The organism is Streptomyces sp. NPDC101118 (genome assembly GCF_044759445.1).
Lineage (GTDB): Bacteria > Actinomycetota > Actinomycetes > Streptomycetales > Streptomycetaceae > Streptomyces.
The window spans coordinates 126,328-153,260 of the sequence record NZ_JBIVZG010000021.1; the positions used below are offsets into that span (position 1 = coordinate 126,328).

The window sequence follows — 26,933 nt, forward strand, 5'->3', positions numbered from 1 at the left end:
GCCACTGACAACGCAGCCTGGTCAGAGAGCCGCTGACCTGTCGTCATGTGACGGTGGTGCAGCTGCGTCCGGGGCCGTGGGGCCGGGCAGCAGCAGCGCCGAGTCCGCATGGAGCGTGATGTGCACCGGGGTGAGGGTGGTGGCGTCCAGTGACGGCTGTCCGTTGCCGGGGTTGCGGGTGTAGCGCGGATGGGCGCCTCCGCTGATCTGCCAGCGGATGCGGTGCCCGACGGCGAAGCGGTGGGCGGTGGCGCTCATGGGCACGGTGGTCCGCGACGGCTGCCGCCCCTCCGTCCGCAGCCGCGCCAGTCCGTCGCAGACGTTGACGGAGCGGCCGTGCGGATCCACGTCGCACAGGCGGGTGAAGACGTCGGCATGACCGGTGTCGGTGGACACGGAGAGCCGCGCGGAGACCGGGCCGATGACGTCGACGGGCCCGGTCAGCGGCGGGCCGGTGAAGGTCAGTACGTCGTCCCGGGCTTCCAGGCGGCCGTTGTCGCGCGGACCGGCGGTGCGGGAGAGCAGGGGGCCGCCCAGGGACGGGGTGGGGTCGGCCGGGTCGTGGACGAAGGAGGCCAGCGGTGCGGGGCCGGTGGGGGCCTGCGGGGTGAGGTGTCCCTGCGCGGTGGGATACCAGGGGCTGACGGCGGCGGCCGGCGGCCAGTCGCCGAGGTCCCGCCAGGCGTTCTCGCCGCCGGTGTGGACGCGCACCCTGGTGGGGCGCAGGCCGGCGCGGTCCCCGTACAGGTGGGCACGGAGCCAGGCCAGGCTTTCGGTGAACACCTCGGGCCATCCCCGCTGCAGGGCGGAGGTGTGGGTCCAGGGGCCGACGAGCAGGGCGCGCTCGCATCCCGCCCTGCGCAGCCGCTCGTACTGTTCGAGGGTCTGGTCGACGAGTACGTCGTACCGGCCGGTGATCAGGCTCGTGGGTACGCGGAGCCGCTCGGCCACGTCGGCCAGGGACGCGCCGGCCCAGTACGCGTCCGTGCCGTCCGGGTGCGTCAGCACGTCGTCCAGCCAGGGCACTTCGCCGCCGAGTGCCGCGGTGTACGCGCCGCGGAGCGGGCGCGCGCCGATGACGTCACGCAGGCGGCGTTGCAGGCGCAGGGTCGCCTTCAGGAACGGTGCCGTGCCCTGGTGCTGGTAGGTCATGCCGACGGCGACGGCGAGGGCGGTCTCCAGGCGCGGGACGCCGCCGGCGTGGAAGAGGGCGTGGGGATCGTGCAGGCCCACCTGCACCACCATGGCCTTCAGTTCGGGCGGCGGGTCGGCGGCGAGGGCCCACTGCACGTAGCCGAGGTAGCTGGGGCCGACGGTGCCGAGCGTTCCGTTGAACCACGGCTGGTCGCGCAGCCAGGCCACCGTGGCCAGGCCGTCGGCCGGCTCGTTGCGCCACAGGTCGAACGCGCCACCGGAACCGCCGGTGCCGCGGCAGCTCTGCAGGACCACGTGGAAGCCCTGCTCGGCGAAGAGCAGGCCGTACATGGGGGACCAGGGCGCTCCCCTGCCGTAGGGCGAGCGGACCAGGAGGGTGGGGAAGTCGCCCGCGGTGCGCGGGAAGTAGTGGTCGGTGATCAGCGGGCTGCCGTCGGCGGCCGGGACCTCCAGGCCGGGTTCCCACCCCACGTCGTGCCGCTTGGCCGGGAGGCGGCGCCAGGTGGCCCTCATCAGCCGGGCGGCGAGGGGCGGTTTCCCGGCGGGCGGCGCCCAGGCCGGCTTCGGCAGACCGTGCGTGCGTGACGTCATCGTTCCTCGTTGCCCTTCCATCGGTTCATTTTCGTACAGTGTACGAGAATAGAGGATGCTTGACTGGGCAGCGCAAGAGCGGCCGTCGAGGAAGGAACGTGGACCATGGCGGGTGACGGAGGGGCCGGCGCCCCGGGCGTCGATCCCCAGCAGCTGTGGCTGAGCCCTGCCCGGCCCCGCAGGGGCCGCAGGCCCGCCTACAGCCGCGAGGCGATCACGGTCGCTGCCGTCGGCCTCGCGGACGCGGAGGGGCTCGAAGCGGTCAGCATGCGGAAGGTCGCCGCGCAGGTGGGAGCCGGCGTCATGTCGCTCTACAGCTACGCTCCCGACAAGGAGACGCTGCTGGACCTGATGGTCGACCACGTCAGCGGCGAACTGTCGGCCGGCGGCACGCTCACCGGCGACTGGCGGGCCGACCTCAAGGCCGTGGCCCACCTCCAGCGGGCCCTGATGCTGCGCCACCGCTGGCTGCCGGCCGCCCTGGCCACGCGCCGCGTCCCCGGGCCGAACACCCTGGCCTTCCTGGAGCACGCACTCGCCGCCCTGCGGCCCACGGGGCTGGACGGTGCGGCCAAGCTGGAGGTCTTCGCCCAGCTCACGGGCTTCGTGGCCGGGCACGTCGGCCACGAGATCGCGCAGGCGGCAGCCGCGCAGTCCCCCGGTCAGGCCGCGCTCGAAGCGCGCTACCTCGCTGCGGTCGCCGCGGACGGACACCACCCCGAGCTCGCCGAAGCGCTCGCCGCCCCCGGCCGCCCCGTCACCCCCGAGGCCACCTTCACCCGCTTCCTCAACCGCCTGGTCGACGGCCTCGACACCGGCTGACCCGCCCCAGCGGGAGGCGCTGGCGCGGGCCCATCAGGGGCCGGCGACGCAGGTGCTGCGGGCGGCTGCGGAACGCACGCCGGCGGCAGGCTCGGCCGAGGTCGAGGTCGAGGTCGAGGTCGCGTACGACAACGTCGACCCACCGGTTCCCCCGTGAGGACGTGACCATCGGCTTCCGCGCGTTCGGCTAGCCGCCGGTCGCGCTCCCCCAGGGCGCCCGCCTCACGCCGTGATCTCGCCGCGCCGGTGGATGACGCCGGTGTCAGGACATCGCGCCGGCGGCCACCCGGCCGGGCCGGCGCCGGCGTACGACGCGACGGCGCCTGCGCGCGACGATGGGGTGACCGTGCGGAGGCGGGTCGGGCTAGCGGCGGGCGAGGGTGTCGAACCAGCGGACCACCTGGGGGGCCGAGCGGATCGCGGTGCCGAAGTGGTCCGCGTCCGGGCCCTGGTCGACGACCCGTGCCCGGGCTCCGTGCCGGGCCAGGTCTGCGGCACAGGCGCGGGAGTTGGCGATGGGTACGTCGGTGTCGGCGGCGCCCGCGTAGAGGCGCACGGGTGCGGTGGGCCGCCAGGCGCAGCTGCCGTCGTTCGTGGCGAGGGCGGTGCGGAGGGCTCCGCCCGGGGCGAGGACGTTCTCCGCCCACTCCGGGGTCAGGAGCTCCCGCAGGGTGCCGGGCAGGGTGGTCACGATCTCGGCGTCCTGGTGGCTCCCGTCGAACAGGCCCTCCACCGACCGCGCGTAGGGCGCGCGGAAGACCTCGGCGGGGTCCTCGTACAGCGGGTGCAGCCGGTTCTGCGCGGTCAGGAAGTAGGAGAGGTAGTAGACGGCGCTTCGGGGGGCGACCCGCCCGTCGGCGATGCCGGGGATCTCGGAGCCGAGGAGGTCGTAGGGGCCGGCTATCGGAGCCAGCGCGCGCAGGCGGAGACCGTGCCTGCCGTGCTGGAGCTCGCGGCCCAGGGCCATCGCCACCTGGCCGCCCTGCGAGAAGCCGGTGACGTACACGTCGCGGGTGAGCGGCCGGCCGAGCCGGGCGGCGGCGGTGCGGGCGGCGCGCAGCATGTCGGCGGAGGCGGTGACGGCGGAGGCGGTGTCCATGTACGGGTGGCGGCCCGGGCCGCCGCCGAGGCCCAGGTAGTCGGGGGCGGCCACGGCGCGGCCCGCGGAGGCGTGCAGGTAAGGGAGGAGGCGGTTGGAGCCGGCGCCGCCGGAGGGCGCGTCGTCGCGGTACGCGACGGTGCCGTGGGTGTCGGAGACCAGGTCGAGGCGGTGCGGTCCGCCGCGGGGCAGGACCAGCAGGCCGGTGGCGGTGGTGGGGCGGCCGTACGGGTCGACGGTGGCGTAGGTGAGGCGGTGGGCGGTGACGCCGTACCGGACGGTGCCGGGGTCGATGCCGAGGGTGCCGAGCGCGTCGACGACCTGGGCGCGGCCGAGGGTGTCGAGCCGCGTGATGCCGGTCAGGGTGCCCCGGGCGGGCGCGTGGGTGGCGGGCGCGGCCGGAGGTGCGGCGGCGAGGGCTGCCGGTGCGGCGGTGCCGCCGAGTACGGCCGCGAGGGCCACGGCAGCGGCGCCGCGCCGGAGCCATGCCTTCCGGGTGTGCGGGGTGCGGGTCGTGGTCGTCATGCCCGGAACGCTACGGATGCGCCGCGCGCCCCGACATCCGGTGCGCCTCAGGGCTGTTGCGGGGGAAAGCCCCCGGTCCCGGTGCGCCCGACCCGGTACGCGAGGCCGGCGTTCCCCATGCGCCCATACAGGTGCCTTCCGCGCGTGCGGCGAGCGGGAGGTGTGCTGCGGGGTATGTCGTTCCGCGACGTGACCTTGGAAAACGGTGAGGAGAGCAGCCGTGTACGCAGTGGTTCGGCGGTACGAAGGGGTGACCGATCCTGCCGAGGCGGGGCGTCGGGTGGCGGAGGGCTTCGTACCCGTGCTCCGCCAGGTCACCGGGTTCGTGGCCTACTACTTCATCGATGCCGGGGACGGAGTGATGGTGTCCACCAGCGTCTACGAGAACCAGGCCGGGGCCGAGGAGTCGGTCAGGCGGGCGGCCGAGTTCGTACGGGACAACCTCGCGTCCCTGCTGCCCAACCCTCCGCAGGTCACGGCCGGCCAGGTCGCGGCTGCCGGGTGACGCGCCCCGGCTCGTAGCCGGCGGACGTGGCCGGGTGTCCGGCGGCGGATGACGACGAGCCCGGCCCCCGTCTTCGGGGGCCGGGCTCGTTGCCGGGTGGTTACTCCGCTGTCTGCTTGAGGGTGGTCAGCCAGGTGGTCAGGGAGTCGTCCAGGGCGGCGGCGAGGGTGTCCCGGTCGGCGTCGACCGGGGCGCCCGACCAGGACTCGCGGGTGCGGATGAGGACGCCGTCGCCGTCTTCGGTGAAGGTCCACTCGTGTATGCCCGTGATGCCGTGCGCGGGTCCTCCCCAGAGGATGCGGTGCCGCTCGGGGTCGACCTCGTAGACGGTGGAGTCGATGGACATCCCCGCGGTCACCCAGTGGAACGTCGTCCCGGGGGCGAGGGGGCCGTCGATCCGCGTCTCGGTGATGGCGGACAGCCACTGCGGCCAGTTGCCGATGTCGGTGTGCAGCTCCCAGACCCGGTCGAGGGGGGCGGCGATGCGGATGGAGTGGTCGGCGACGACCGGGGCGTTCTCGTCGATGGTGGTGGGGTGGAGGGGCTGGTGGGGCGTGGAGGTCATGGGGTGTTCTCGATTCTGGGTCGGTTCCGGCTGTCGGTGGGTGGTGACCGCCGGTGGGTGGTGAGTCGTGGTGGCGGTGGCGGCGCGTCAGGCGGTGGGGTTCGGGATCCAGTCGCCGTGGATGCCCGCCGGGACCCTGCGGGGCAGTTCCACCGCGGCCACGGTGCTCAGGTCGCCCGCGTCCAGGACGAGCAGTTCCGAGGCGTCGGCCCTGACGTCGCTGACGATGGTGAGGAGGTAGCCGTCGTCCTCCGCGGAGCCGCCCTCGGCGGGTACGAAGACCGCCTCGCCCGGCATCCGGCCCTCGCCGTGTGCCAGCAGCGTCTGACCGCCGGTCCGCGAGTCCAGCTTGACGGTGTGGTAGCCCGACAGGCCGGCGCCTGGGAACGCGATGGCGTAGCTGTAGCGGTAGTCCGCTCCGGTGTGGGCCTCGTTGATCGACGGGAATTCGGTGACGAGCTCGTTGAGGGACTCGGTGGTGACCTCGCCCTTGGCCGGGTCGATGATCCAGCGGTGGAAGGTCGAGCCGGCGTCGGGGCTGGTGCCGTAGCCGGGGGCGCCGACCCACCACTTCCAGGAGTTCTCCCAGGCGGAGCGGTCGAAGCGGGGCGCTTCGAGCACGATCCGGCCGCGCGGGTCGGTGTAGGCGTTGGCGACGTGCAGCAGCGCGGCCTGGTCGGGCGCCTCGTACCAGGTGGTCCGGCCCCCGGCGCGCGGCATCACGCCGATGCGCAGCGGGACGTCGTCGTGCCAGCGGTAGGGGATGCCGGAGTGCTCGGCGTGGTCGAAGACGACCGGCGAGTTGAGGAAGACGACGTGTTCGCGGGTGATGGCGAAGTCGTGCATGAGCGAGGGGCCGGAGCCGTCGACGACCTCGGAGCGGACGATGGCTCCCGAGGCGTCGGCCACGTAGTAGGTGAGGTACGGCGCGAAGGGACTGTAGCTGAAGAAGTGCAGCTCGCCGGTCTCCGGATCCTCCTTCGGGTGGGCGGTCATGGAGCTGGTGAGCCTGCCGCCGAAGTCGTGGACGCCGATCGTTTCGAGGTCGGCGCTGACCTCCCAGGGCAGGTTGGCCTCCTGCAGGGCCAGGTAGCGGCCCCCGTGGAAGATGATGTTGGTGGCGGCGGCGCTGACCTCGAGCTCGGTTCCCGTGAACGGGACGCCGTCCAGGAAGGGGGTGCGCACCCAGCGGTTGCGGTACCACTCGGCCCGGCCGTCCTGCAGGCGGACACCGTGGAGCATGCCCTCGCCGCGGAACCAGTGGGTCGGCGTGACGCCGGGCTTCGGGTTGTGGCCGTTGCGGAAGTAGCGGCCGTCGAGCTCGGGCGGGAGGGTGCCGCGGACCTTCAGGTCGTGGCCGGTGATCTCGTCGGTGACGGGGGTGAAGTGCTCGCTGATGTAAGGCTTCTGGAGGGACACGGTCAGGCCTTTCGGGTCGAGAGTACGGAGATCAGGAGGGTCAGGGCGGCGCAGGCGAGGAAGGCCGCGCCGGAGGTGGGGAGCAGGGTCAGGAAGGCCAGGCCGATGGCTCCGCCGATCTGGCGGGTGGCGTTGACCAGCCCGCCGGCCAGACCGCTGTCGGCCGCCGGGACGCCCGTGGAGGCCGTGGTGGTGAGCCGTACGAAGGCGGTCCCGAGGCCGGCGCCGACGAGGAGCGTGGGACCGAGGAGATCCGTGAGGAACGTGCCGTCGGCCGGGGTCCGCGACAGCCAGGCCAGTCCGGCCGCGAGGACCAGCAGGCCGGCGGGGAGCGCACGGCGGGTGGAGAGCTTTCCGGTGAACCAGGAGGAAAGGGTGATCGTCAGGGCGAGGGGGAGCTGGGTGAGACCGGCCTCCAAGGGCGAGTAACCGAGGACGCGTTGCTGGTAGAGGGGCAGGAAGTAGAAGACTCCGAGCCAGACCGCGCCGAGCAGGGCCATCAGTACGTTGGGCACGGCGACGACGCGCATCCGGGCCGGCAGCAGCGGGGCGGCGGTCCGTCGCTGCAGCAGTGCGAACAGCCCGAGCAGCACCAGACCGGCCACGGCCAGGGGCCACGGCCCGGACAGCCCGTAGGTGAGGGCGACCAGCCCTGCCGCCACCGTCACCGTGCCGGGGGCGTCCATGCTGCCGCCGCGCGGCCGGTCGGCACCGACGAGCAGCCGGGTGGCCACCAGCACGGCCAGGGCGAGGGGCACGACCACGGCGAAGACCGCCCGCCAGCCGTACAGATCCGTGAGCAGCCCGCCCAGCAGCACGCCCGCCGCACCGCCGGCGCCGGAGACCGCGCCCCACACGCCGAGCGCGGTGCCGCGCCGGTCCGGGCCGGCGTAGAGCGTCAGTACGAGGGCCAGCGCGGCCGGCGCCAGCAGGGCGGCCCCGATGCCCATCGTCGCCCGGAAGGCGATCAGTGCGATCGCCGACGGCGCCAGTGCCGCGCCCAGGGCGGAGAGGGCGAACAGCGCGGTGCCGAACAGGAACACCCGCCGGAGGCCGTACACGTCGCCCGCCCGGCCGCCCGGCAGCAGCAGCGCGCCGAAGGCCAGCACGTAGGCGTTGACCGTCCAGGCCTGGGTCGTGTCCGTCAGGGCGAGTCCGGCCCGGATCTGCGGCAGGGCGACGTTCACGATCGAGGTGCTCAGCACGACGAGGAACTGTGCCGTGGCCAGAACTCCCAGGGGTGTCCAGCCGGTTGTGGTGGCGGTGGTTTCCGGTGCGGTGCGGGTCATGGCTAGAGCTTCGCGGCGGGCGGGCTCCGCTCGCGTCGGTGGTCATCACCTATACGCGGTTCACCGACACGGGCCCTCTGGGTGGAGACGGCCGTACTCCCGGGCCGCCGGGAAGCGCTGTGGGTGCCTGACCGGAGGCCTGGGACCGGTGGAACTCACCCAACTCGTGGGGCTGCTGGGGCTGATGGGGCTGGTGTCGATTCCCTCAACAGCAGTTCAGCGCATAGGTTCTGGGCATGCCCGAGACACGTACGGACGCACTGATCGGCCGCCGGGACGAGATACGCCGGCTCGACGCCTTGCTTCAGGCGGCACGGGAGGGGCGCGGCGGCGCCCTCGTGCTGCGCGGTGAGCCGGGCATCGGCAAGAGCGCGCTGCTGCGGCACCTCGACGACGCCGCGAGCGGCTTCCTCGTCGTACGGGCGTCCGGCGCGGAGTTCGAGATGGAGCTGCCGTACGCCGCACTGCACCAGCTGCTCGCCCCCGTCACCGACGGGCTGGCCGCGCTGCCCGCGCCGCACCGCAAGGCGCTGGAGATCGCCTTCGGGCTCGACACCGGCACCCCGGATCCGTTCCTGGTCGGCGTGGCGTCGCTGGGCCTGCTCGTGGAGGCCGTGCGGGAGCGCCCCGTGCTGTGCGTCGTCGACGACGCACACTGGCTGGACCGGTCGTCGGTCAAGGCGCTGGCCTTCCTGGCCCGGCGCGTCTCGGCCGAGTCCATCGCCCTCGTGTTCGCCGCGCGCGAGCCGAGCCGGCTGCCCGAACTGGACCAGCTGCCCGGCCACACGCTCCAGAGCCTCGGGGAGGCCGAGGCCCGCGCGCTGCTGCGGGCGGCGGTGCGCGCCCCGCTGGACGAGCGGGTGCGCGACCGCATCCTGGGCGAGGCGCGCGGCAACCCCCTGGCACTGCTGGAGCTGCCCAGAACCGCCGGGCCGGCGGGGATGGCGGGCGGCTTCGCCCAGCCCGGCTCGGTGCCCGGTGTGATCGAGCAGAGCTTCCGGTCCCGGCTGGAACTCCTGCCGCCGGCCGCGCGGTTGCTCGTCACCCTCGCCGCGGCCGAGCCGATCGGCGACCCCGGCCTGCTGTGGGGTGCCGCCGGGCTGCTGGGCATCGACGCGGCGGCCGTGGCGCAGACCGTTCCGCTGGTCGACTTCGGCACCCGGATCCGGTTCAGTCACCCCCTCGCACGCTCGGCGGCCTACCGCGCCGCGACGCCGGACGAGCGGCGCCGGGCACACGAGGCGCTGGCAGCCGTGACCGATCCGGAGACCGACCCCGACCGGAAGGCCTGGCACCGTGCCCAGGCCAGCGCCGGCCCGGACGAGGAGGTGGCGGCCCAGCTGGAGGTCTCCGCCGCCCGCGCCCAGGAGCGCGGCGGGGTCGCCGCGGCAGCGGCCTTCCTGGAGCGTGCGGCCGAGCTCACCATGAGCCCGGCCCCGCGGACCGAGCGGGTCCTCGCCGCGGTCCAGGCGAAGCTGTCGGCGGGCGAGTTCGACACGGCGGCCGACCTGCTGACCACCGTGCGGACCGACGATCCGGGCCAGGGGGCCAGGGCGGACCTCCTGCGCGGCAGGCTGTCGTTCGTACGCCGCCGGGGCGACGAGGGCCCCACCGCGCACCTGCTGCGGGCCGCCGCCCGCCTGGCGGAGGCCGACCCCGCGTGGGCCCGGGAGTGCTATCTGGACGCCGTCGAGATGGGCCTGCTGCTCGGCGGCCTCGACGAGGTGGTGGACGCCGTCACGAAGACCCCGCCGGCGGAGGGGGCGGCGAGCGCGGCGGCGGCAGGCGCCGCGAGCGCGGCAGGCACCCCGAGCGCGGCAGGCACCGCGAGTGCCGCGGCCCCCGCGGGCGCGGGCAGCGCGGCGGCCGTGCTGACCGGTCTGGTCGGCCTGGTCCGTGACGGGCACCGGGCCGCGGGACCGGTCCTCGGGCCGGTCGTCGCCGAGCCCGGCGACGAGGTGTGGCGACGCCGGCCGTCGCTGGGCTTCATGCTGGCGACCGAACTGTGGAACTTCGAGACCCTGCACGGCGTCGCCGCCCGCGCGGTCGAGGCCGGCCGCGGGTCGGGCTCCTTCCACCTCCTGCCCATCGGACTGGCCATGCAGGCCACGGCGAAGGCGCACAGCGGCGACTTCGGATCCGCAGTGGAGCTGATCTCCGAGGAGGAGGCGATCGCCGACGCCACCGGTGCGGCACCGCTGGTCTACCCGCGCCTGCACCTGGCGGCCCTGCGCGGGCAGCGCGAGGAGGCCAGGAAGCTCTTCGCGACGGTGGGACCCCGGATGAGCCTGAGCGTGCAGTGGGCGACGGCCGTGCTGAACAACGGCCTGGCCGATTACGCGGCCGCGCTGGAGGCGGCGAGGCAGACGGTCGAGTACGGCGCCGTCGGCATGGCCGGCATGGCCCTCCCCGAGCTGGTCGAAGCCGCGGTGCGCTGCGGGGAGACCGAGGCCGCCGCCGCTGCCCTGGCGTCGCTCCGGGAACGCACGCAGGCCGGCGGGCACGCGTGGGGCCTCGGCGTCGAGGCGTACGCGCGGGCGCTGGTGACCGAGGACGAGGGCGCGTACCAGGAGGCGATCACCCTGCTCGGCGACGACGCCCTGGTCGTCTACCGCGCCCGCGCGCACCTGTTGTACGGGGAGTGGCTGCGCCGTCAGGGCCGGCGGCGGGAGGCCCGTACCGAACTGCGGCAGGCACACGAATCGCTGACCGGCCTCGGCATGGAGGCCTTCGCGGACCGGGCGGCCGGCGAACTGCGCGCCACGGGTGAACAGGCCCGGCGCCGCACCGCCAAGGCGTCTGACCAGCTGACGATGCAGGAGGTGCACATCGCCCGCCTGGTCGCCGACGGCGCCACCTCCAAGGAGGTGGCGGCGAAGCTGTTCCTCAGTCCGCGGACGGTCGACGCGCACCTGCGGAACATCTTCCGCAAGCTCCAGCTCACCTCGCGCAGGCAGCTGCGGGACCTGCCGGACATCAGCTAGCCGGGTGCGTGGAGGCGCATGGTGGTGGCGGCGGTCCCGGGGAGGTTCATCGACTCCACGGGACCCGGCCAGCTGAGTCCGTACTTGGCGCGGTAGGCGTCGGAAACGCGCCGGACGAGCCCGGGGTCGGTCACCGGGCTCAGGGTGACGGGCCCCTGGGCTCCGTCGGCTTCGATCCGTACGTCGGCGCCGTCCAGTACCCGCCGGTACCAGGCGCTGCGCCGCCCGAACGCCGAGCGGACGTGGGCGTGTCCGTCGACCAGCACCACCCAGACGGGCCTGGCCGACCAGCGGCCGTCGTCCGCGTGCCGCGTCCACAGGATGATCTCCATGGGATCCGTGAGCATGTCCATGGGCCCCACCCTCACGCCCGGGGCCCCGCGTACGCGTCGGTGGTCATCGCCTACATTCGCGGCGATGTCCAGGCGCGGAGCGGCGGCGCCGGGGCGACCTTCGGGCGGCGCCGACACCGAGGGCCCAGGGGGCGACCGTGCCCGCTCAACCGCCCACACGAGGGTGGCGCGGACAGTCCCCGCTGCGCGGAGCGGGGACCTCGGCCGCCCTGGCCGTCCGCTCGTCCGGCAGCTGCCAGGCGGCCCGGATGGAAGCGATCAGCTGCCGGGCGCTGTACGGGGAGACCTCCAGCTCCTGGCGGGCCCGGCCCAGGAGTTCGAGGTCGCCGGCCCGGCCGCGCGCTGCCGCCTCGCTCCGGCGGCGGGCGAGGTCACCGGCACCGAACACGTCGAGGAGGGTGAGCGAGAACAGGACGTACGCCGACGCCTCGTCCACCAGTGCCCGGGCCTCGTCCGGCACGTCCGCCGCAGCGTCCTCGCCCAGCTGGCGGCCGAGGTCGTGGAAGGCGACCCGCTCCAGGGCCGACCGCAGCTCCGGCGAACCGCAGGGGCAGGGCGGGGGCAGCTCGGCGACGAGGTTCCGGAAGGTGACGAGGACCGCGCTGCTGCGCGGCGTCCAGCGCTGCTTGCCCAGCAGCGTACGGAAGCCGGACAGCGTCTCGGTGAGCTCCTCCAGAATCAACTGCCGTGCGATGTCCGCGAGTTCGACGAACCTGGTCCTGGTCTCGATCTCGTCCAGCCGCAGGCCGTAGCGGATCAGGTCCCGCGGAACGCCCCCGGAGAGGGCGTGGGTGAGCACCTTGAAGGGCTCGGAGAGACCTGGCGCGCGCCGCTCCAGGATCTCCTTGGACTCCTCCAGCGTGCAGGGCGGTACGTGCACGACGTCGTCCAGGGAGCTGTCGGTGACCCCCCGGTGCGGCAGTCCGCGGCGTACGAAGGAGGCGCCGACGTCCTCGGCGACCGAGATCAGGTAGTGGACGTGGGGTACCCCCAGGACGCCCTTGATCTCGCTCAGGAACGCCAGTGCCTGCGTGTCGGAACCGAGCCGGTCGAGCTCGTCGATCGCGATCACGACCCGTCGTCCCAGCAGGTGCTGTTCGTCGGCGATGCGGGTGAGCAGGGCGCGGTAGTCGGCGACCAGCTCGGGGAAGTTCGGTGGCAGGGTCGACAGCGAGGTGGTCTGTGCGGCCAGCAGCTGGGGCGCGCCCGCGGTGATCGCGGATGTGGCGGTCTGCACGGTCTGCAACCGGTACAGCTCGTCGCGGCAGGCACTGACCAGGGGCGAGGTGGACGCCGGGCGTCGGATGGCCGCCTTGCAGAGGAGGATCCCCGTCAGGAGGCCGGCGAGGCGGACCGGGTTGTCGGGATCGGTCGCGACCGCCTGCGGCAGGGGCCGGGTGAGGAGCACCACGAGCCCGCCGAGGCACGCGGCGAGCACCACGGGTCTCCGCCGGAACGACCGGAACTCGGAGAAGAACAGGAACGCCAGCGCCACCGCGAGCGCCATCGTGAGCAGGAAGGGGTCGTCCGCGGTGTCGAAGTCCGCCAGGACGGCCCGGATGTCGTCGTCGAAGAGCACCGAAACGACGGAGCCGAGGGCCAGCAGCACGCCGGCTCCCAGCAGACCGACGGCGCCGCGCGACCGGACGACCTGCCAGCCCGTCCAGCGGCGCACCTGCCACAGCAGCACGCCGGTGAGGGCGACGAGGAGGGCCGTCCCGATCCGTTCCCCCCGCCAGATGTCCAGCACCGGATCCGCCAGCCAGTGCTCCCACATGCCCTCCGCCCATCCGCGGACGGCCCCTTCGTGCCGGCCCACGAGAGCACGCGTGCTGGCGGCCGTGCCCAGGGCGACGAGCGCCGCCGCCGCGAGTCCGACCGCCAGCAGCGGGGCGCGTCTCCTGATGGCTCCCAGGAGGGTGCGTCCTGCTCTCCGGAACGGCGAGAGCCGGGTGAACCCGGGCAGTTCCTGGCCGTGCTGGATCAGATACGCCTCGCAGGTCCTGACGTACAGGGACACCAGGAAGTCGTACGGGGAGTACGTGGCCGGCGCCTGCATGACGACCGCCAGCCCCGCGTCGACCGCGCAGGTCTCCAGCAGGGTGGACTTGCCGGCTCCCCGGGACCCGCTGACGGCGATGGTGCCGCCGCCCTCCAGCTGGGTGATCTTGGCGGCGAGGCTGCGGCCGGCCCGGCTGCCGACCACGTAGCGCGGATCCCGGGGTGAGCGCAGGCCGTCGTAACTGTCCGCGAGGAGCAGCGAGTCGGGATCCTCGCCGAGCAGCGCGTCCACCACCCGGGAGACCAGCGGGCGCACACCGTTCTCCTGGAGGCTCCGGCTCCAGGCTGCTTCCGCCCACTGGATCCTCCTGCCCAGGAGCACGGCACGGGCTCCCAGTGCCCACGCGCCGACGTTGAGCCGGACGCCCAGGCGCCAGACGGGGTGCAACCAGACGGCGGTGGCGGTCAGCAGGGGCACGGAGGCCAGGAGCAGGGCCGTCGTCCAGTGGGCCCAGGGCGCGAACAGCAGCGTCAGCACGGTGACCGCGCCCAGGAGCACCGTGGCCGGGTGCGTGCCGCTGCGGAGGTAGGCGAGGCGTCGCTGCCGCCGTGCGGCCTCCTCCAGCAGGGTGCGGAACCTGGTCTGCGTCACCCTGGAGCGCTCGAGCGCCCGCCCGACGTTGGCCTCCGAGAGCATCGCGGCCCGGGCGTTCTCGGCGGTCGCCTGCGGCCGGACGCCCAGGAGGCGGGCGACGGACGGCTCGGCGAGGCAGGAGTCCACCGCGGCCAGGTACACCTGCGCTTCGCGTTCCAGCGCGAAGAAGTCGGCGACCCGCCACGTGGGGCGCCGTTGGTGTCGGGGCATGGGCGAAAGGGCCTTTCGTGGTTCGTACCGGCGCGAACGGCTCTCAGGTGGAGGCGCGGGCGCGTTCGAGTTGCCGGCGCGTGAAGCGGGTGCCGCGCCGGTGTTCCTTCTTGAAGAGCGCACCGAGGCCCGGTTCCGGGGCACCGCCGCCGCCGTCGTACGTGACCGCGTGGGCGCCCCCGTCGTCGAGCAGCCGCCCGACGCACTCGGCGAGGGTGAGCGGCCCGGAGCCGCTGTAGCCCCAGGCCAGTCCCGGCGCGTCCATGCAGGGAGCCGGATAGAGCGTTCCCCCGGTGGTCCGCACCCAGACCGGGTCGTCGAGGACGACCTCCTTGAGGACCGACCCGGCGGGCAGGCGCTTGGGCGAGCGCCCGATGTACGTGATCTCTCGGGTGTCGCGGAAGGTGAACCTGCCCTTCACCGCGACCACCGGACTGCCGGTCACCGGGTCGACGAAGGTGCCCACGGTGTCGTAGTCCGCACCCTCCAGCCGGTGCAGGGCGGTCGGGGGAACCTCTCGCAGCCGGTTGATCCACTCGGCTGCGGCCCGCGTGACGTTCTTCCTGGTCAGGTTGAAGGTGCCGCCGTAGGGCAGGTCCTCGGCACCGCTCCAGGCACTGACCTGCTCCAGGGCTTCCACCGCTGCTTCGTCGGTTCGCACGCAGAGCTCCGCGAGCCCGGCTGCGACGACGTCGTCCGTCGCGAGCTCGGCGAGACCGGGATCGGCCGGGTCGGGAACGGCCGGGAAGACCATCGGGAAGCGGACGTCGGGCCTCGCCGCCCAGCTGCGGAGGTGCTCCATCCGCTGCATCGCCTCCTCGGACGCCCCGGACCGGACGCGATGCCCGATCGTGAAGCAGGCGCGCCGGACGGCGGTCCCGGCGGGCTCCCGTTGCGCAAGCGCGTAGAGCGCTTCCCAGGACGGGTGGGTGACCACCTCGACCGGCCGGGGCTCGTCGCCTGGCCGCCAGCCGGTGAGGTGGGCCGGCCGTCGTAGCGCCGACGGCCACCAGGGGACGGGGGCACCGAGATGGGCGGCCAGGTCGGCCCATGACGGGTGGTAGGTGAGGTCGGGGCGTGCCCGGTCCACTGCGTCGAGCTCGGGCCCGTCGAGGCCGTAGGCGTGCCCGACGACGACGATCGTGCCGGCCTCCTCGTGCACGTCGAGCAGCTCACCGGCCGCGCCGGCCATGCGCTCCATCGGGTAGACCACGGCGACGACGCCCTCGTGCGTCCGCCAGAGCCCGGCGAAGTGCTCGCCGCGTCTGCCTTGCTCCGGGTCGTGGGACCGGTGGGTGCCGTCCAGGTAGCGGGCCCCCGCTCCGGCCGCCGGGCGCCGGAGCACCGGCAGGTCCCCGGGCACCGCTTCCGTCGTCGTCTCCAACACGCCCCCTCCGTCCACGCCTTGACACCCTTCATCATGACGGACGGGTCCCGCGCGGCAGCGTCGTGTTCTCGGTGCCGGACTGTATGTGGTTCCGGTGGGCGGCCGTTCACCGGTGCGGCGTCAGCCGATGTGGACCACGCGGGCCCAGGGGGGCGGGGTGTCGGGTACGTAGTCCGGGTCGTCCTCGTTCGCCGCGTGGGCGGGGCGGGGAAAGAGGCCGACGACCGTGCGGCAGGGCGGCTGCGCGGAGGGCCAGGGTGTCTGGCCGTCGGTCAGGGCCACGATCACGTCGGGGCGGGGGCGGGAGCGGAGCGCCCGGGCGAATCCCGAGCGCAGGTCCGTACCGCCGCCTCCGACGAGTTCCAGGTTCTCGGCGCGGCACAGCGGTACGGCGACCCCCGCGGCGGCGTCGCAGGAGATCACCGAGACCAGGTCGCGCCGCCCGCCCACCGCCCGCGAGATCGCAGCCACCTCCAGCAGCGCGCTGCCCAGTTCGGCGTCGCTCACCGAGGCGGAGGTGTCGATCACGACGCACACCCGGGGCGGCATCCGGCGCAGGCTCGGCAGCACGACGCCGGGGACGCCGGCGGAGCGCCGGGAGGGGCGCCGGTAGCTGTGGTCCTCCCCCGCTCCCGGCGCGCCGGCGGCCGCGCGGACCGCCGCGCCGAGCAGCTGCCGCCACGGCTGCGGCGGGTGGAAGGCCTCGTCGGCCCACCGCCGCCACCCCTCCGGGGCGTCGCCCGGCCGGCCGGTGATCGCCTCGGCGACCCGGAAGCGCACCGCGTCCCGCTGCTGGCGGCTCAGGCCGTGGGACCCGTCGGGCCCCAGTTCCCAGGGCCGCGCCCGGCCGTCGGCGCCGCTGCCGCAGTCCAGCCAGGCCAGCCCCGGCGTGCGGCCGCCCATGGAGAACTGCCGCAGGTACTCCTCCATCAGCAGCCCGTCCTCCAGGCCCATCATGCCCGGACGCACCGCCCCGGCCGGGCTCGGCAGGCCGTCGCCGTAGATGTCGTCGTTGATCTCGAAGTCGGCCGCGATGTTCTGCCGCAGCCGGTCGCCCGGTCCCTGTTCCCCGTGCTCCCGTGCGTAGCGCTCGCTCCGCCCGTGGTGGTCCCGGAGGAGGTGCGAGACCTCGTGCACCCAGACCCCCGCGAGCTCCTCCAGCGGGGTGCGCGCCACGAAGGACGGGGACGCGTAGCAGCGCCAGTACGCGTCCACCGCCATGGTCGGCACCGACGGGTCCTCCACCACGTGCAGCGCGAACAGCGCGCCGGCCAGGTACGGGCGCACCTCGGCCGCGTACAGCCGGGCGGCCAGCAGCTTGTCCAGGTCGAGCGGGACGGCGGGGCCGGGCGGCCGGCACGGATCGGACGCCCGAACCGGACGCGGGGGCGGCGGCGGGGCCATCGGGCGCGGGAGAGGGCGCGGTACGGGCCTGCGCGCGCGTCCGGTCGCCGGCACCACCGGCGGGCGCACCTCCGCCGTCCCCGGCGCCGGCTTGCGCACCTCCGCCGTCCCCGCCGCCGGCTTGCGCGATTCCGCCGTCGCCGGCACCGGGTTCCGTACGTTCCCGGTCATCGGCGCCCACCCGCGGCGCGCGAGGCGGCGGCTGCCGCGGTCCGGGCCACCGAGTCCTCCGCCCGCCTGGCGAGGCCGACCACTCCGGCCAGCCGCTCCACCGCCTCGGGCACCTCCCAGCCGTCGCGCCGCAGTCCGGCCAGCGCCTTCGCCGGGCCGACCAGCAGGTCCGGGGTGCCGGTCTCCAGCGCCCTGACCAGCACCGCCCAGGCCGCGTCCCAGCGGTCCCGCTCCGGGCGGGCACCGACGGCGGCCACCACCGCCTCCAGGGCGGCCTGCCGCAGGTCACCCCGCTCCGGCAGCTCGGCGCGGGCCGGGTCGGCCAGCAGCGAGTCCGGGTCCGGCAGCTCCATCCGGTCGATGTGGGCCAGGAGTTCGAGCCCCGGCCCGTCCCCGACCGCGCCCCGTACCAGCAGCGCCAGCACCTCCCGGGAGACGGCCGCCGCCGTGCCGAAGGCCAGCAGCGTCATCGCCGCCTCCCAGCTGCGCGGGGAGGGCCAGGCACCCCCGCGCCGCGTCTCGGTGGTCGGCAGCCGGTGGATCAGGGTCGGCCGCGCGTGCAGGAATCCGCACACCGCGCGCCGGGCGAACGCCACCGCCTCCGGCAGCCCCGCCGGATCCAGCCGGGGCAGCTCCGCACGCGGCCAGACCCCGCCGAGGCCGCGCACCACCACGTCCCGGTCGTGCACCCAGTACAGGTGCACGAACCGGTTGGCCAGCGGCGGGCTCAGCTCCCAGCCGTCCGCGGCCGACGCGCGGGGGTTGGCGGCGGCCACGATCCGTACGCCGGGCGGGAGCTGCAGGGCGCCCACCTTCCGTTCGAGGACGACCCGCAGCAGGGCTGCCTGGACGGCCGGCGTCGCGGTGGAGAGCTCGTCCAGGAAGAGCAGGCCGCGCCCGGCGCGCACCAGCTCCACGGCCCACTGCGGCGGGGCCATGGGCACCCCGTTCACCGCCGGGTCGTCTCCGACGATGGGCAGCCCGGAGAAGTCCGTCGGCTCGTGGACGCTGGCGATCACGGTGGTGAGCGGCAGGTCGAGGGAGGCGGCGAGCTGGGTCAGTGCCGCGGTCTTGCCGATGCCCGGCTCGCCCCACAGCAGGACGGGCAGGTCGGCGGCGACGGCCAGGGTGAGCGCCTCCAACTGCTCGTCGGGGCGCGGCTCGGTGGTCGTCGTCCGCAGGAGGGTCAGCAGGTCGCCGGCGAGGGCGAGCTGGGTGCGGGTGGCCGGGAGTGCTGCCGGCTCGGAAAGGAGGGCGCTGGGAGTCATGGGCATCACCTGGTGCGTTCGGGGACGGCGGGAGCCGTCCCGGGCGTGGAGGTCGTCAAGCGGCGCGGCGCACGCCGAAGTGCGGGAGGTCCGGACAGCCGTGTCCGCGGCGGACCGCGGGACCGGCGGGCGTCAGCCGAACAGGCCCGTCCGGGGCCGGGTACGGGCGACCCGCTTGCTGCGGATCGCCAGGGGGAGCCGGCGGTCGGTGCGCGGCCTGCGGCCGTCGTCCTCGCCCACGTCGGCGGCCGGGTGCAGCGGTACGAGACCCGAGCGGAACCGCCCGTGGTCGAGCCGGCCGGTGACGGCCGCGTCCAGGGCGTCCCGGAGGGGCCCGTCGCGGAGGACCGCAGCGGGACCGAGCAGCCCTTCCACCACGGCCAGCGCCCCGTTCACGTCGCCGTGGCCGAGCCGCTCGCGGACCGCGGGCAGCGCTTCGGGGGTGCGGTGCGCCGCGTCGATCGCCCGCAGGCAGGGCAGCCCGGGCCCGCCGAGCGCCATGAGGAGTTCCTCACGGGCCAGTTGGGCCGGGTCGTGGTCGACGGCCGCGAGCACGCCGTTCCGCAGCACGATCCGGTGGACCTGCCCCGAGCACTCGACCCGGTGCGGGTCCGTGCCGCCGAACAGGGTGCCGGCCGCTCCGGGAGGCTCGGGTGGCGTACGCACGCCCGCCGCCCCTGCTGCGTCCGCACCGCCCGTCAGCGCTGCCGCGACCAGGGGGTGCAGCCGGCCGGCCGTGAGGAGGCCGGCCCGGAGCAGTTCCAGGTCGGGCAGGGGCCGTGCCGCGGCTTCCGGGAGGACCGGGAGCGCCGCGGTCTCCTGTCGCGGCGGGGTGTCGCGTACCGGCCTCAGCTCCGGGACGTGGCTGTCGTCCGGGGCGACGAGTTCGAGCACGGCCCGGCTTCGTACGCCGGTGCGTACGGTGAGGGCCCCGCGGGGGCGGCCCTCGGCGCGCAGCAGCAGCTCCGCCTCGGCCGCCCAGTGGGCCGGGGGCCAGGGCTCGTGACCGGTCGGCCGTTCCGGGCCGCCGGGCTCGTACGGATCCCCCGCGGCCGTGTGCCGGCGTGCCAGGTCCCCGCTGCGCGCGCCGTCCCAGAGGTGGCGGTGCAGGTCGAGCCGGAAGCGCCGGTCGGGGTGGGGGTGCGGATGGAGTCCGGAGGCGTCGTCCCCGTTCTCCTCCCAGAGGGCGAGGGACATCCGCTGGCCGGCGTCCGCCCAGGCCGGCGGTGTCCGCACCACGAGTTGCACGGCCGCGGTGCCGGGGCCGCCGTAGCGGGCCAGCGCGAGGGTGAGACCGGGCCGGAGCCGCCCCTCGGGGGCGATCCGGGGCATGTGCCAGCGCAGCAGGTCGGGCGCCAGCCGGCGCAGGTCGGCGCGGAGGCGGGTGGTGAGGTCGGTGCCGTGGCGGTGGCGCACGGCGCGCAGATCGAGATCGACGTCGATCCGGGCGGCGGCACAGGCCCCCGCCCAGTCGCCGGCCGCACGGCGTGCGGCCGCCTTCTCGATCATGGACGGTGGGACGGCGTACTCGCGCACGCGCCGCCACATCAGCAGGTGGGTGGAAATCGCTTCCGCGGAGTGAAGTGCCATCAGCACTCACCTTGCGCGGACGATTCCCCCAATCCGGAAGAGGTGAAGTTCATCATCGAAAGCATCATAGGCATCCCCTTGTTGATCTGTCAGCCACGTATTTCCGGGTGCGGACCACGCCGCCGTCGATGCCGCGGAACGCCCCGCGGGCCGCACGACGCTGTGCCAGGGTGGAGGCAGCGTGAGACCGGGGGGCAGCCACCATGTGCGTCACCATCGCCAGAACACCCGACGCGGCCGAGCGGGAGGCGCGTTCCCCACGAGCGTGGGTGCGCAGTCCGACGACCGTCACTCCGGCCGACGGCGCCGAACGGTGATCCCGCCCCTCCCGCCCGCCGACCCCGGTCGGTCGAGCGCCGTACTCATCGGCGTCAGCGCCTACGCGCATCTGCCCGAGCTCCCCGCCGTGCGCACCAACCTGGTCGACCTGCAACACCAGTTGCAGGACCCGGCGGTGTGGGGACTGCCTCCGGAGCGCTGCCACCGCGTGCCCGACCCCGCCGGCGCCTCGGAGGCCATCGGGCCGCTGCGCCGCGCCGCCGAAGAGGCCACCGACACCCTGGTGGTGTACTTCGCGGGCCACGGACTGGTCGACCCCGACCGCGGCGACCTGTGGCTCGCCCTGTCCGGCACGCGGCCCGGCGAGATCGACACGGTCATGCCGTACGACTGGGTCCGCCGGGAGCTGCTGCGCAGCCGGGCCGAACGCATCCTCGTCATCCTCGACTGCTGCTACAGCGGTCGTGCCCTGGGGATGATGGGCGGCGCCCAGGCCACCGCGGAACTCGCCAACGGCGCCGACGCCGCCGGCACCTACCTGATCGCCTCGGCGAGCGAGACGTCCCAGGCCCTCGCTCCGCCCGGAGCGCGCAACACCGCCTTCACCGGCGAACTGCTCTCCCTGCTGGCGAACGGCCTGCCGGGCGGGCCCGAACTGCTGCGCCCCGACGACCTGTACGCGCAGCTGGCCGCCGCCCTGCGGGCCCGCTCCTGGCCGGCGCCCCAGGCACGGGTCCGCAACACCGCCGGCCGGCTGCCGCTGTTCCGCAACCGGGCCCACGTGCCCGCGGACCTGGCGGAGCAGCCGATCGCCCACCGCTACCGGGGCCTGGGAGAGGCGCTGTTCGTCGACGAGGACGCCGTCACCCTGGCCGCCCACGACACCCTGCTCGACCGGCAGGTCGGCATCCGGCTCATGCGCCCCGAGGCGGCCTCAGACCCCGTGCAGCGGGACGCGTTCGCCGCCGCGCTGCGGGCCCGCGCCCGGCTCACCCACCCCTATCTGGCCGTCGTACTGGACCTCGGCGAGACGGAGGTGCACGGCGTGCGCTGCCCGTACGCCGCCACCCAGGGACTCCAGGGGGTCGGGCTCGACAGCTGGATTCCCGGACCGCACGACGTCGCCCGCACGGTGCGCGCCTGCTCGGACATCCTGGAGGCACTGGAAGAGGCCCACCACAACGGACTCAGCGGCTGGTACCTCGCCCCGGCACGGGTCCGGATCGTCGCCGGCCACGTGAAGATCGTCGACTGCCGCGCCGACGCCTTCACGACGGCGTCCGTCGCCCGGGACCTCCGCGCGGTGGCCGCCTGCGCCCACGCACTCCTGACCGGCGCGTCCGGGCCGCCGGAACGGCGGGGCGCGGCCCTGGAGTTCCCTGCCGGGACGCCGGACCACCTCGCCGCCGTGCTGCGCTTCGCCTGGGCCGACGGGTTCGCCGGTGCCGCGGCCATGCGCCACGCGCTCGACCCGGCAGTGCCCGTGCCGACCCCCGCGCCGGGCCCCGTCCCGCCGCCCCGGCAGACCGTCGTGCCGCCCCGGCCCACGGTGCCGCCGTCGACGGGCCTGCTGTCGCTGCGGTTCTCCGCCGGATCGCACAGGGGTTTCATCCGCGAGGTCAACGAGGATTCCGGTTACGCGGGGCCGCGCCTGCTCGCGGTCGCCGACGGCATGGGCGGCCAGGCCGCCGGCGAGGTCGCCAGCTCCGAGGTGATCTCCTCGCTCGTCCAGCTCGACGACGACGTGCCGGGCTCCGACATCCTCACCGCGCTCGGCACCGCCGTGCAGCGCGCCAACGACCAGCTGCGCGTGATGGTCGAGGAGGACCCGCAGCTGGAGGGCATGGGCACCACGCTCACCGCCCTGCTGTGGACCGGCCGGCGGCTCGGTCTCGTGCACGTCGGCGACAGCCGCGCGTACCTGCTGCGCGACGGCGTCCTGACGCAGATCACGCAGGACCACACCTGGGTCCAGCGGCTGGTCGACGAGGGCCGCATCACCGAGGAGGAGGCGCGCATCCACCCGCAGCGCTCCCTGCTGATGCGCGCGCTGGGAGCCGGAAAGCAGGTGGAGCCCGACCTTTCGATCCGTGAGGTGCGGACCGGCGACCGCTACCTGCTCTGCTCCGACGGCCTCTCCGGCGTCGTGCCCCACCAGACGCTGGAGGAGACCCTCGACGGCCACCGCACTCCCGACGAGGCCGTGCAGGACCTCATCCGGCTCGCGCTGCGCGGCGGCGGCCCCGACAACGTCACGTGCATCGTCGCGGACGTCATCGACATCGGCACCGTGTCCCCTCCGTCCCCCTACCCCCCGGACATGCCCGTTGTCGTCGGTGCGGTCGCGGAAAACCAGCCTCCGGCCGATGGCCTGCCGTACATCGTCCCCGACCATCGGCGGTAGCGGTCGGCGCAACCGCGCCCCGCCGCCGGCCCTTCCGGGCGGTGGGGCGGCGGGGCCGTGGATGCCGTGACCGTCAGGAGACGGTGCTGTAGACCTGCCAGCCCGTGGCGATCTGGACGCGGGAGGCGAAGGTGCCGTTGCCGCGGCCGGTGTAGCGCCAGATGACGCCCGACGTGTCGCGGGCGATCAGGTCCGGCCGGCCGTCGCCGGTCAGGTCGCCCACCCCGGCCAGGGTGTTGTAGGCGGTGCCCCAGTTGTCCGCGAGCTTGACGCGGGCGGCGAACTTGCCGCCGCCCAGGCCGTTCATGCGCCACAGCTCGTTGCCCGTGTCGTGCAGGATCAGGTCGCCGTGGCCGTCGCCGTTCAGGTCACCGGCGCCCGTGATGCGCTTGTAGCCCTTGTACGTGCTGCCCAGCAGGGTGCGCGTGCCGAGGATGCCGGTGCTGGTGGCCGGGTACAGGTAGAGCGCGCCGGTGGAGGGGTTGCGGGCGATCAGGTCGGGCCGCTTGTCCCCGGTGACGTCGCCGGGCGAGGTGAGCACGTCGTACTGGTTCCAGCCGGGGCCGAGGACCTTGTACGTGGTGCCGGTGGTCAGCTGCTTGCCGCACGCCGGGGCGTAGCGGCGCAGTTCTCCGGCCGGGGTGCGGACCAGGACGTCGTTGCAGCGGTCGCCCGTGAGGTCGCCGAAGGGCACGACGCGGGTCCCGCTCGCCCAGCCGGTGCTGCTGGTGGTGCCGTTCCAGGCGCCGGAGGCGGAGTTGCCGTAGATCGTGCGCAGGGTGCCGCCGGAGGTGAGGCCCATCGCGTCGCCGATGCCGTCCGGCGGGCCGCCCGCGTAGCCGAAGTCGCCGCGGACCGCGGACCCGTCGCGCACGGTGCCCGTGCCGGTGGCGAGCCTGACCGGGGAGGCGGCGCCCAGCGGGGTGGCGGTCAGGGTCCAGGTGAACCGGCCGTTGGGGGCGTGGGCGCCCGAGGCGGTCTTGCCGTCCCAGTACACGCTGCCGAGCTGCCCCTGCGAGGGTCCGCCGGTGAAGGTGCGCAGGACCGTGCCGGCCGGGTCGGTGAGAGTGAGCTTCCAGTCGGTGACCGGGCGGCTGGCCGTCCAGACGGCGTGCCAGGCCGGGTACGTGCTGCGGAGCTGGATGTCGCCGTCCACGTCCGAGTTGACGACGCCCAGGGCGGTGGGGGCCAGGGCCACGGCCTTGACGCGGATGCGCTCGTCGGAGCCGTTCCAGGCGACCAGGCCGGTGTACTCGTCCACGGTCCAGGTGCGGCGCCGGTCCTCGCCCGCGGCGCCGTCCGGCACGCCGGACGCGAGGGTGCGGGACTCGCCCGTCACGGCGTCGGTGAGCACCAGGGTGTCCGTCGCCTCGTCGTGCCGGACGGTGAAGCCGTCGCCGAGCAGGACGTCGCCGCCGGTCACGGTGCGCGTGGTGCGGGACACGGTGTCGTAGACGCCCGCGGTGACCGTGCCGCAGCTCCAGTACAGCCAGCGGCCGGCGGCCTGGAGCTCGGTGGGGACGCAGGTGGCGGCCGGGACGTCGACCGTCGCGGTCTTCTTCGTGTCCAGGTGGTACGTGGTGAACCGGCCCGGTGTGGTGGTGGCGCTCCACATGAGCGGGCCGTTCAGCGCGGCCGCGCCCGGGGTGCGCTTGACGGCCGGCGTCTGCTGGTAGCCGAACCGGTCGGCGTACTGCGCCGGAGTGGCGCCGCCGGAGCGGTAGACGGCGTACCCGTCGGCGACGTCGACGATGCGGCCGCCCGTGGTGCCCCAGTTGAGCCGGTGCCCGCTGGAGTTCGGGTTCTCGCGGAGCTGCTGGAGCTCGTCCGTGTCGGCCGGCGCGCCCTCCGGGTCCACGACGCCCTTGCCGAGGACGACGTCGCCGCCGGTGCCGGAGTTGCCCCACAGGCCGGCTCCGGCCGGGGCGGTCCGGCCGTCGGTGCGGGCCGAGGCGGTGACCGTGCCGTCGGCGGCCGCGGCCAGGTTCCACACCGAGGTGCGGTGCTGGTCGGTGCCCTTGTCATTCTCGGCCACGCGCAGGGTGCCGCGGCTGAGGCTCATGGCCGTCTTGGGGTACGGGTACGGGGCGATCTTCGCGCGGTTGTACACGACCGGGCCGTCGGCGCCGGGGGTGACGTGCTTGAACCACCAGTCGTTGCCGTCCGTGCCGCCGGTCACCAGGATCCCGGCGCCGGGGGTTGCGGCCAGGCCGATGTGGCTGCTGTTCAGCAGCACGCGGCGGGTTCCGTCGGCCAGGGAGGTGGCGGAGAGGGACGCCGTGCCGCGCGCGGCGAACTGGGTGACCACCCAGTCGCCGCTGAGTGCCGCGGTGGTGGCCGCGGCGACGAGGGTGGTCTCGCGGGCGGGCGCGGCGAGGTCGGCGCGCGGCCTGACCTTGACGCCGGTGCCGTACGCGTAGCCCACGCCGTCCGGGCCGAGCAGTGGCAGCGGGCGGGAGAAGGAGACGGTGCCGAGGTCCGCGAAGACGGTGGTGTAGGCGGCGGTGGCGAAGTCGACGTACCCCAGTCCGTAGGTGCCGTCGGCCAGTTGGTGGACGACGGCCGCGCCGTCGGCGTCGCCCTGCGCGCCGCGCTGGAGGCGGGCGCCCTCGGGCAGGCCGGTGACGGTACGGGAGGTCTGCTCGCCGTCCTTCTTGGTGAGCAGCACGGCGCCGGTGCCGCCGGGGCCTGCGGTGAGGACGGTGGCGCCGTAGAGGCCGACGTACCGGCCGCCCGCGAGGTCGAAGGTGCTGCGGTTGCCGTCGTGCCACACGGTGAGGGTCTTCGGCTCGCTGCCGTCGGGGACGGCGACGCCGTTCGCCGCCTGGCCGTACCAGCCGGGCAGGCAGCCCGCCCACACGTCGGCACAGGGGCCGCCGGTCACGGTCACGGGGGTGCCGTCCGCGTGGGTGACCGGGGTGGTGACGCCGGTGGACCAGTCGGTCCGGAGCACGGCGTCGCTGCCGATGGCCCGGTGGGTGTAGCCGTAGTGGTCGGTGGCCAGGACCTGCTCGCGGCGGGCCTCGGCCTTGCCCGGCAGGTCGAGGACCAGCTCGGGTGCCGGGAGGGCGTCCGCGGCGGTGGCGGTGGCCGGCAGGGCCAGCAGCGGGGCCGTGCCGGCCACTGCGGCGAGGCAGGCGAGCAGGGTCACGCTGCGGCGCACGGAGGCGCGGCGGACGGTGGCGCTCCGGACGGTCGTGCTTCGAACGGTCGTGCGTCGGGACAAGATCCCCCCAGGATCGGGACGTGGTTCGCGGGTCCCGGCCGGGAGGCATTCGATCACGTTCACCGTGTGGACCCACCGCATGAGACACCCGCCCACCCGCAAGGGTTGTACGGGAATCCCGACGACTTTTCGAACGGAGCCACTACGCGGGCGGCGCGTCCTCGCGGAGGGCGGAGCGCACGCCGGTGACGACCACCGTGACCAGGCACAGGGCGATGACGGTCTCGGCCCACAGGAAGGCGAACCAGTCCAGCACGCAGCCGATCGGGGGTGTGCCGGGGGCGGTGTTGCGGAAGGCGGCGAGGGCGAAGAGGGTGGCCGCCATCCAGGCGAGGCCGGGCCAGACCAGGCCCTTGCCGTGGCCCGTCAGGTACCAGGCGCCGATGAGCACGGACGCCGCCAGCGCCCACATCACCGCCATCATGAAGACGGCGAAGACGAGGAGACTGCCCGAACGCGCCAGACCCAGCGCGATCACGGCCTCCTGCTCGGAGGGAGCGGGGTCCACCGAGGCGGAGAAGAGCGTGTCGTTGTTGGAGAAGTACATCCGTACCGGGACCTGCTCGCCGCCCAGCTCCGCGCGGAACGCGATGTCGGTCTCGTAGGTGTCGAAGGGGTAGTCGCTGATCGATCCGTCGGTGATCGCGACCTGCACGTCCCTGGTCGCGAGCCGCTCGTGTGCCTTGAACTCCAGGTCGCTGAGGGTCGCCCCCGAGGTCTGGAGGGTGAGGTCGGCCACCGGGGCCGCGCCGCCGTCCTCGCCGAGGGTGCCGCGCGGGGTCACCCAGACGCGGAGGACGAGCTCCCTGCCCGCGGCGTCGACGCTCTGGACGACGGCCTCCACGTCCACCCGGTCGGCGGCCGGCGATCCAACGGTGTGCACCGTGTCGGCGGCCTGCCGCTCGCTGAACTGCAGCCACGAACCGACGCCCACCGCCACCAGGATCAGGAGGACGATGGGCACGAGCACGGGCAGGAGGGACCGCCCGGAGCGTCGTGGGCGAGGGGGATCGGCGGGTGCCGGAGGGCCC

Annotated in this window: 17 protein-coding genes; 4 read left to right on the top strand and 13 right to left on the bottom strand. The window is 74.6% G+C overall.

The window, feature by feature from the left end; translation table 11 throughout:
- Positions 1-21 precede the first annotated feature (21 nt).
- Positions 22-1,746 carry a CocE/NonD family hydrolase gene (locus tag ACIQUQ_RS28515; protein ID WP_403981408.1) on the bottom strand — a complete coding sequence of 575 codons (1,725 nt, stop codon included), beginning with the start codon at positions 1,744-1,746 and terminating at the stop codon, positions 22-24.
- 105 nt (positions 1,747-1,851) lie between these two features.
- Here ACIQUQ_RS28515 and ACIQUQ_RS28520 point away from each other — a divergent pair, with 105 nt between their 5' ends.
- Entirely contained in the window at positions 1,852-2,568 is a 717-nt protein-coding gene (locus ACIQUQ_RS28520) for a TetR/AcrR family transcriptional regulator (protein WP_403981411.1), read from the top strand.
- Positions 2,569-2,932: 364 nt separating this feature from the next.
- Here ACIQUQ_RS28520 and ACIQUQ_RS28525 read toward each other — a convergent pair whose 3' ends face one another.
- A complete protein-coding gene (locus ACIQUQ_RS28525) occupies positions 2,933-4,192 on the bottom strand; it encodes an alpha/beta hydrolase family protein (protein ID WP_403981414.1) in 1,260 nt (419 codons plus the stop codon).
- Positions 4,193-4,412: 220 nt separating this feature from the next.
- Between ACIQUQ_RS28525 and ACIQUQ_RS28530 the strand changes: the two genes are divergently transcribed.
- Entirely contained in the window at positions 4,413-4,697 is a 285-nt protein-coding gene (locus ACIQUQ_RS28530) for a hypothetical protein (protein WP_403981417.1), read from the top strand.
- Positions 4,698-4,797: 100 nt separating this feature from the next.
- On the opposite strand, the gene ACIQUQ_RS28535 is transcribed toward ACIQUQ_RS28530, so the two are convergent.
- The 3 genes from ACIQUQ_RS28535 to ACIQUQ_RS28545 form a co-directional block, all read right to left on the bottom strand.
- Complete coding sequence (locus ACIQUQ_RS28535) at positions 4,798-5,262, bottom strand: SRPBCC family protein (protein WP_403981419.1); 465 nt, start codon at positions 5,260-5,262, stop codon at positions 4,798-4,800.
- A gap of 87 nt (positions 5,263-5,349) precedes the next feature.
- Complete coding sequence (locus tag ACIQUQ_RS28540) at positions 5,350-6,681, bottom strand: carotenoid oxygenase family protein (RefSeq protein WP_403981422.1); 1,332 nt, start codon at positions 6,679-6,681, stop codon at positions 5,350-5,352.
- Positions 6,682-6,683: 2 nt separating this feature from the next.
- Positions 6,684-7,970, bottom strand: coding sequence for an MFS transporter (locus ACIQUQ_RS28545; RefSeq protein ID WP_403981425.1), 1,287 nt, complete (start codon positions 7,968-7,970; stop codon positions 6,684-6,686).
- A 236-nt stretch (positions 7,971-8,206) separates the two neighbouring features.
- Between ACIQUQ_RS28545 and ACIQUQ_RS28550 the strand changes: the two genes are divergently transcribed.
- Complete coding sequence (locus ACIQUQ_RS28550) at positions 8,207-10,954, top strand: AAA family ATPase (RefSeq protein ID WP_403981428.1); 2,748 nt, start codon at positions 8,207-8,209, stop codon at positions 10,952-10,954.
- On the opposite strand, the gene ACIQUQ_RS28555 is transcribed toward ACIQUQ_RS28550, so the two are convergent.
- The 6 genes from ACIQUQ_RS28555 to ACIQUQ_RS28580 all read right to left on the bottom strand — a co-directional run bounded on the left by ACIQUQ_RS28555 (position 10,951) and on the right by ACIQUQ_RS28580 (position 19,993).
- Positions 10,951-11,307, bottom strand: a complete 357-nt coding sequence (locus tag ACIQUQ_RS28555; protein WP_403981429.1) for a DUF2255 family protein — start codon at positions 11,305-11,307, stop codon at positions 10,951-10,953. The two genes, ACIQUQ_RS28550 and ACIQUQ_RS28555, sit on opposite strands and share 4 nt — an antisense overlap.
- Before the next feature lie 145 nt (positions 11,308-11,452).
- The gene (locus ACIQUQ_RS28560) at positions 11,453-14,173 is read right to left on the bottom strand and encodes a hypothetical protein (protein WP_403981431.1); all 2,721 of its coding nucleotides are present in this window, start codon (positions 14,171-14,173) and stop codon (positions 11,453-11,455) included.
- Between the two features lie 43 nt (positions 14,174-14,216).
- Positions 14,217-15,560 carry a hypothetical protein gene (locus tag ACIQUQ_RS28565; RefSeq protein ID WP_403981433.1) on the bottom strand — a complete coding sequence of 448 codons (1,344 nt, stop codon included), beginning with the start codon at positions 15,558-15,560 and terminating at the stop codon, positions 14,217-14,219.
- 120 nt (positions 15,561-15,680) lie between these two features.
- Positions 15,681-16,886: a VWA-like domain-containing protein gene (locus tag ACIQUQ_RS28570; protein WP_403981468.1), complete on the bottom strand. Its 1,206-nt coding sequence runs from the start codon at positions 16,884-16,886 to the stop codon at positions 15,681-15,683.
- A gap of 245 nt (positions 16,887-17,131) precedes the next feature.
- Positions 17,132-18,409 (bottom strand): AAA family ATPase, encoded by a 1,278-nt coding sequence (locus ACIQUQ_RS28575; RefSeq protein ID WP_403981436.1) that lies wholly within the window; start codon positions 18,407-18,409, stop codon positions 17,132-17,134.
- A 126-nt stretch (positions 18,410-18,535) separates the two neighbouring features.
- On the bottom strand, positions 18,536-19,993 hold the full coding sequence (locus tag ACIQUQ_RS28580; protein ID WP_403981439.1) for a hypothetical protein: 1,458 nt from the start codon (positions 19,991-19,993) through the stop codon (positions 18,536-18,538).
- Positions 19,994-20,306: 313 nt separating this feature from the next.
- On the opposite strand from ACIQUQ_RS28580, the gene ACIQUQ_RS28585 reads away from it, so the two are divergent.
- Positions 20,307-22,676, top strand: coding sequence for a protein phosphatase 2C domain-containing protein (locus ACIQUQ_RS28585; protein WP_403981442.1), 2,370 nt, complete (start codon positions 20,307-20,309; stop codon positions 22,674-22,676).
- 73 nt (positions 22,677-22,749) lie between these two features.
- On the opposite strand, the gene ACIQUQ_RS28590 is transcribed toward ACIQUQ_RS28585, so the two are convergent.
- Positions 22,750-25,902 (bottom strand): FG-GAP-like repeat-containing protein, encoded by a 3,153-nt coding sequence (locus ACIQUQ_RS28590; protein WP_403981444.1) that lies wholly within the window; start codon positions 25,900-25,902, stop codon positions 22,750-22,752.
- Positions 25,903-26,044: 142 nt separating this feature from the next.
- Positions 26,045-26,878 carry a DUF4436 family protein gene (locus ACIQUQ_RS28595; protein WP_403981471.1) on the bottom strand — a complete coding sequence of 278 codons (834 nt, stop codon included), beginning with the start codon at positions 26,876-26,878 and terminating at the stop codon, positions 26,045-26,047.
- Between the last annotated feature and the right edge of the window lie 55 nt (positions 26,879-26,933).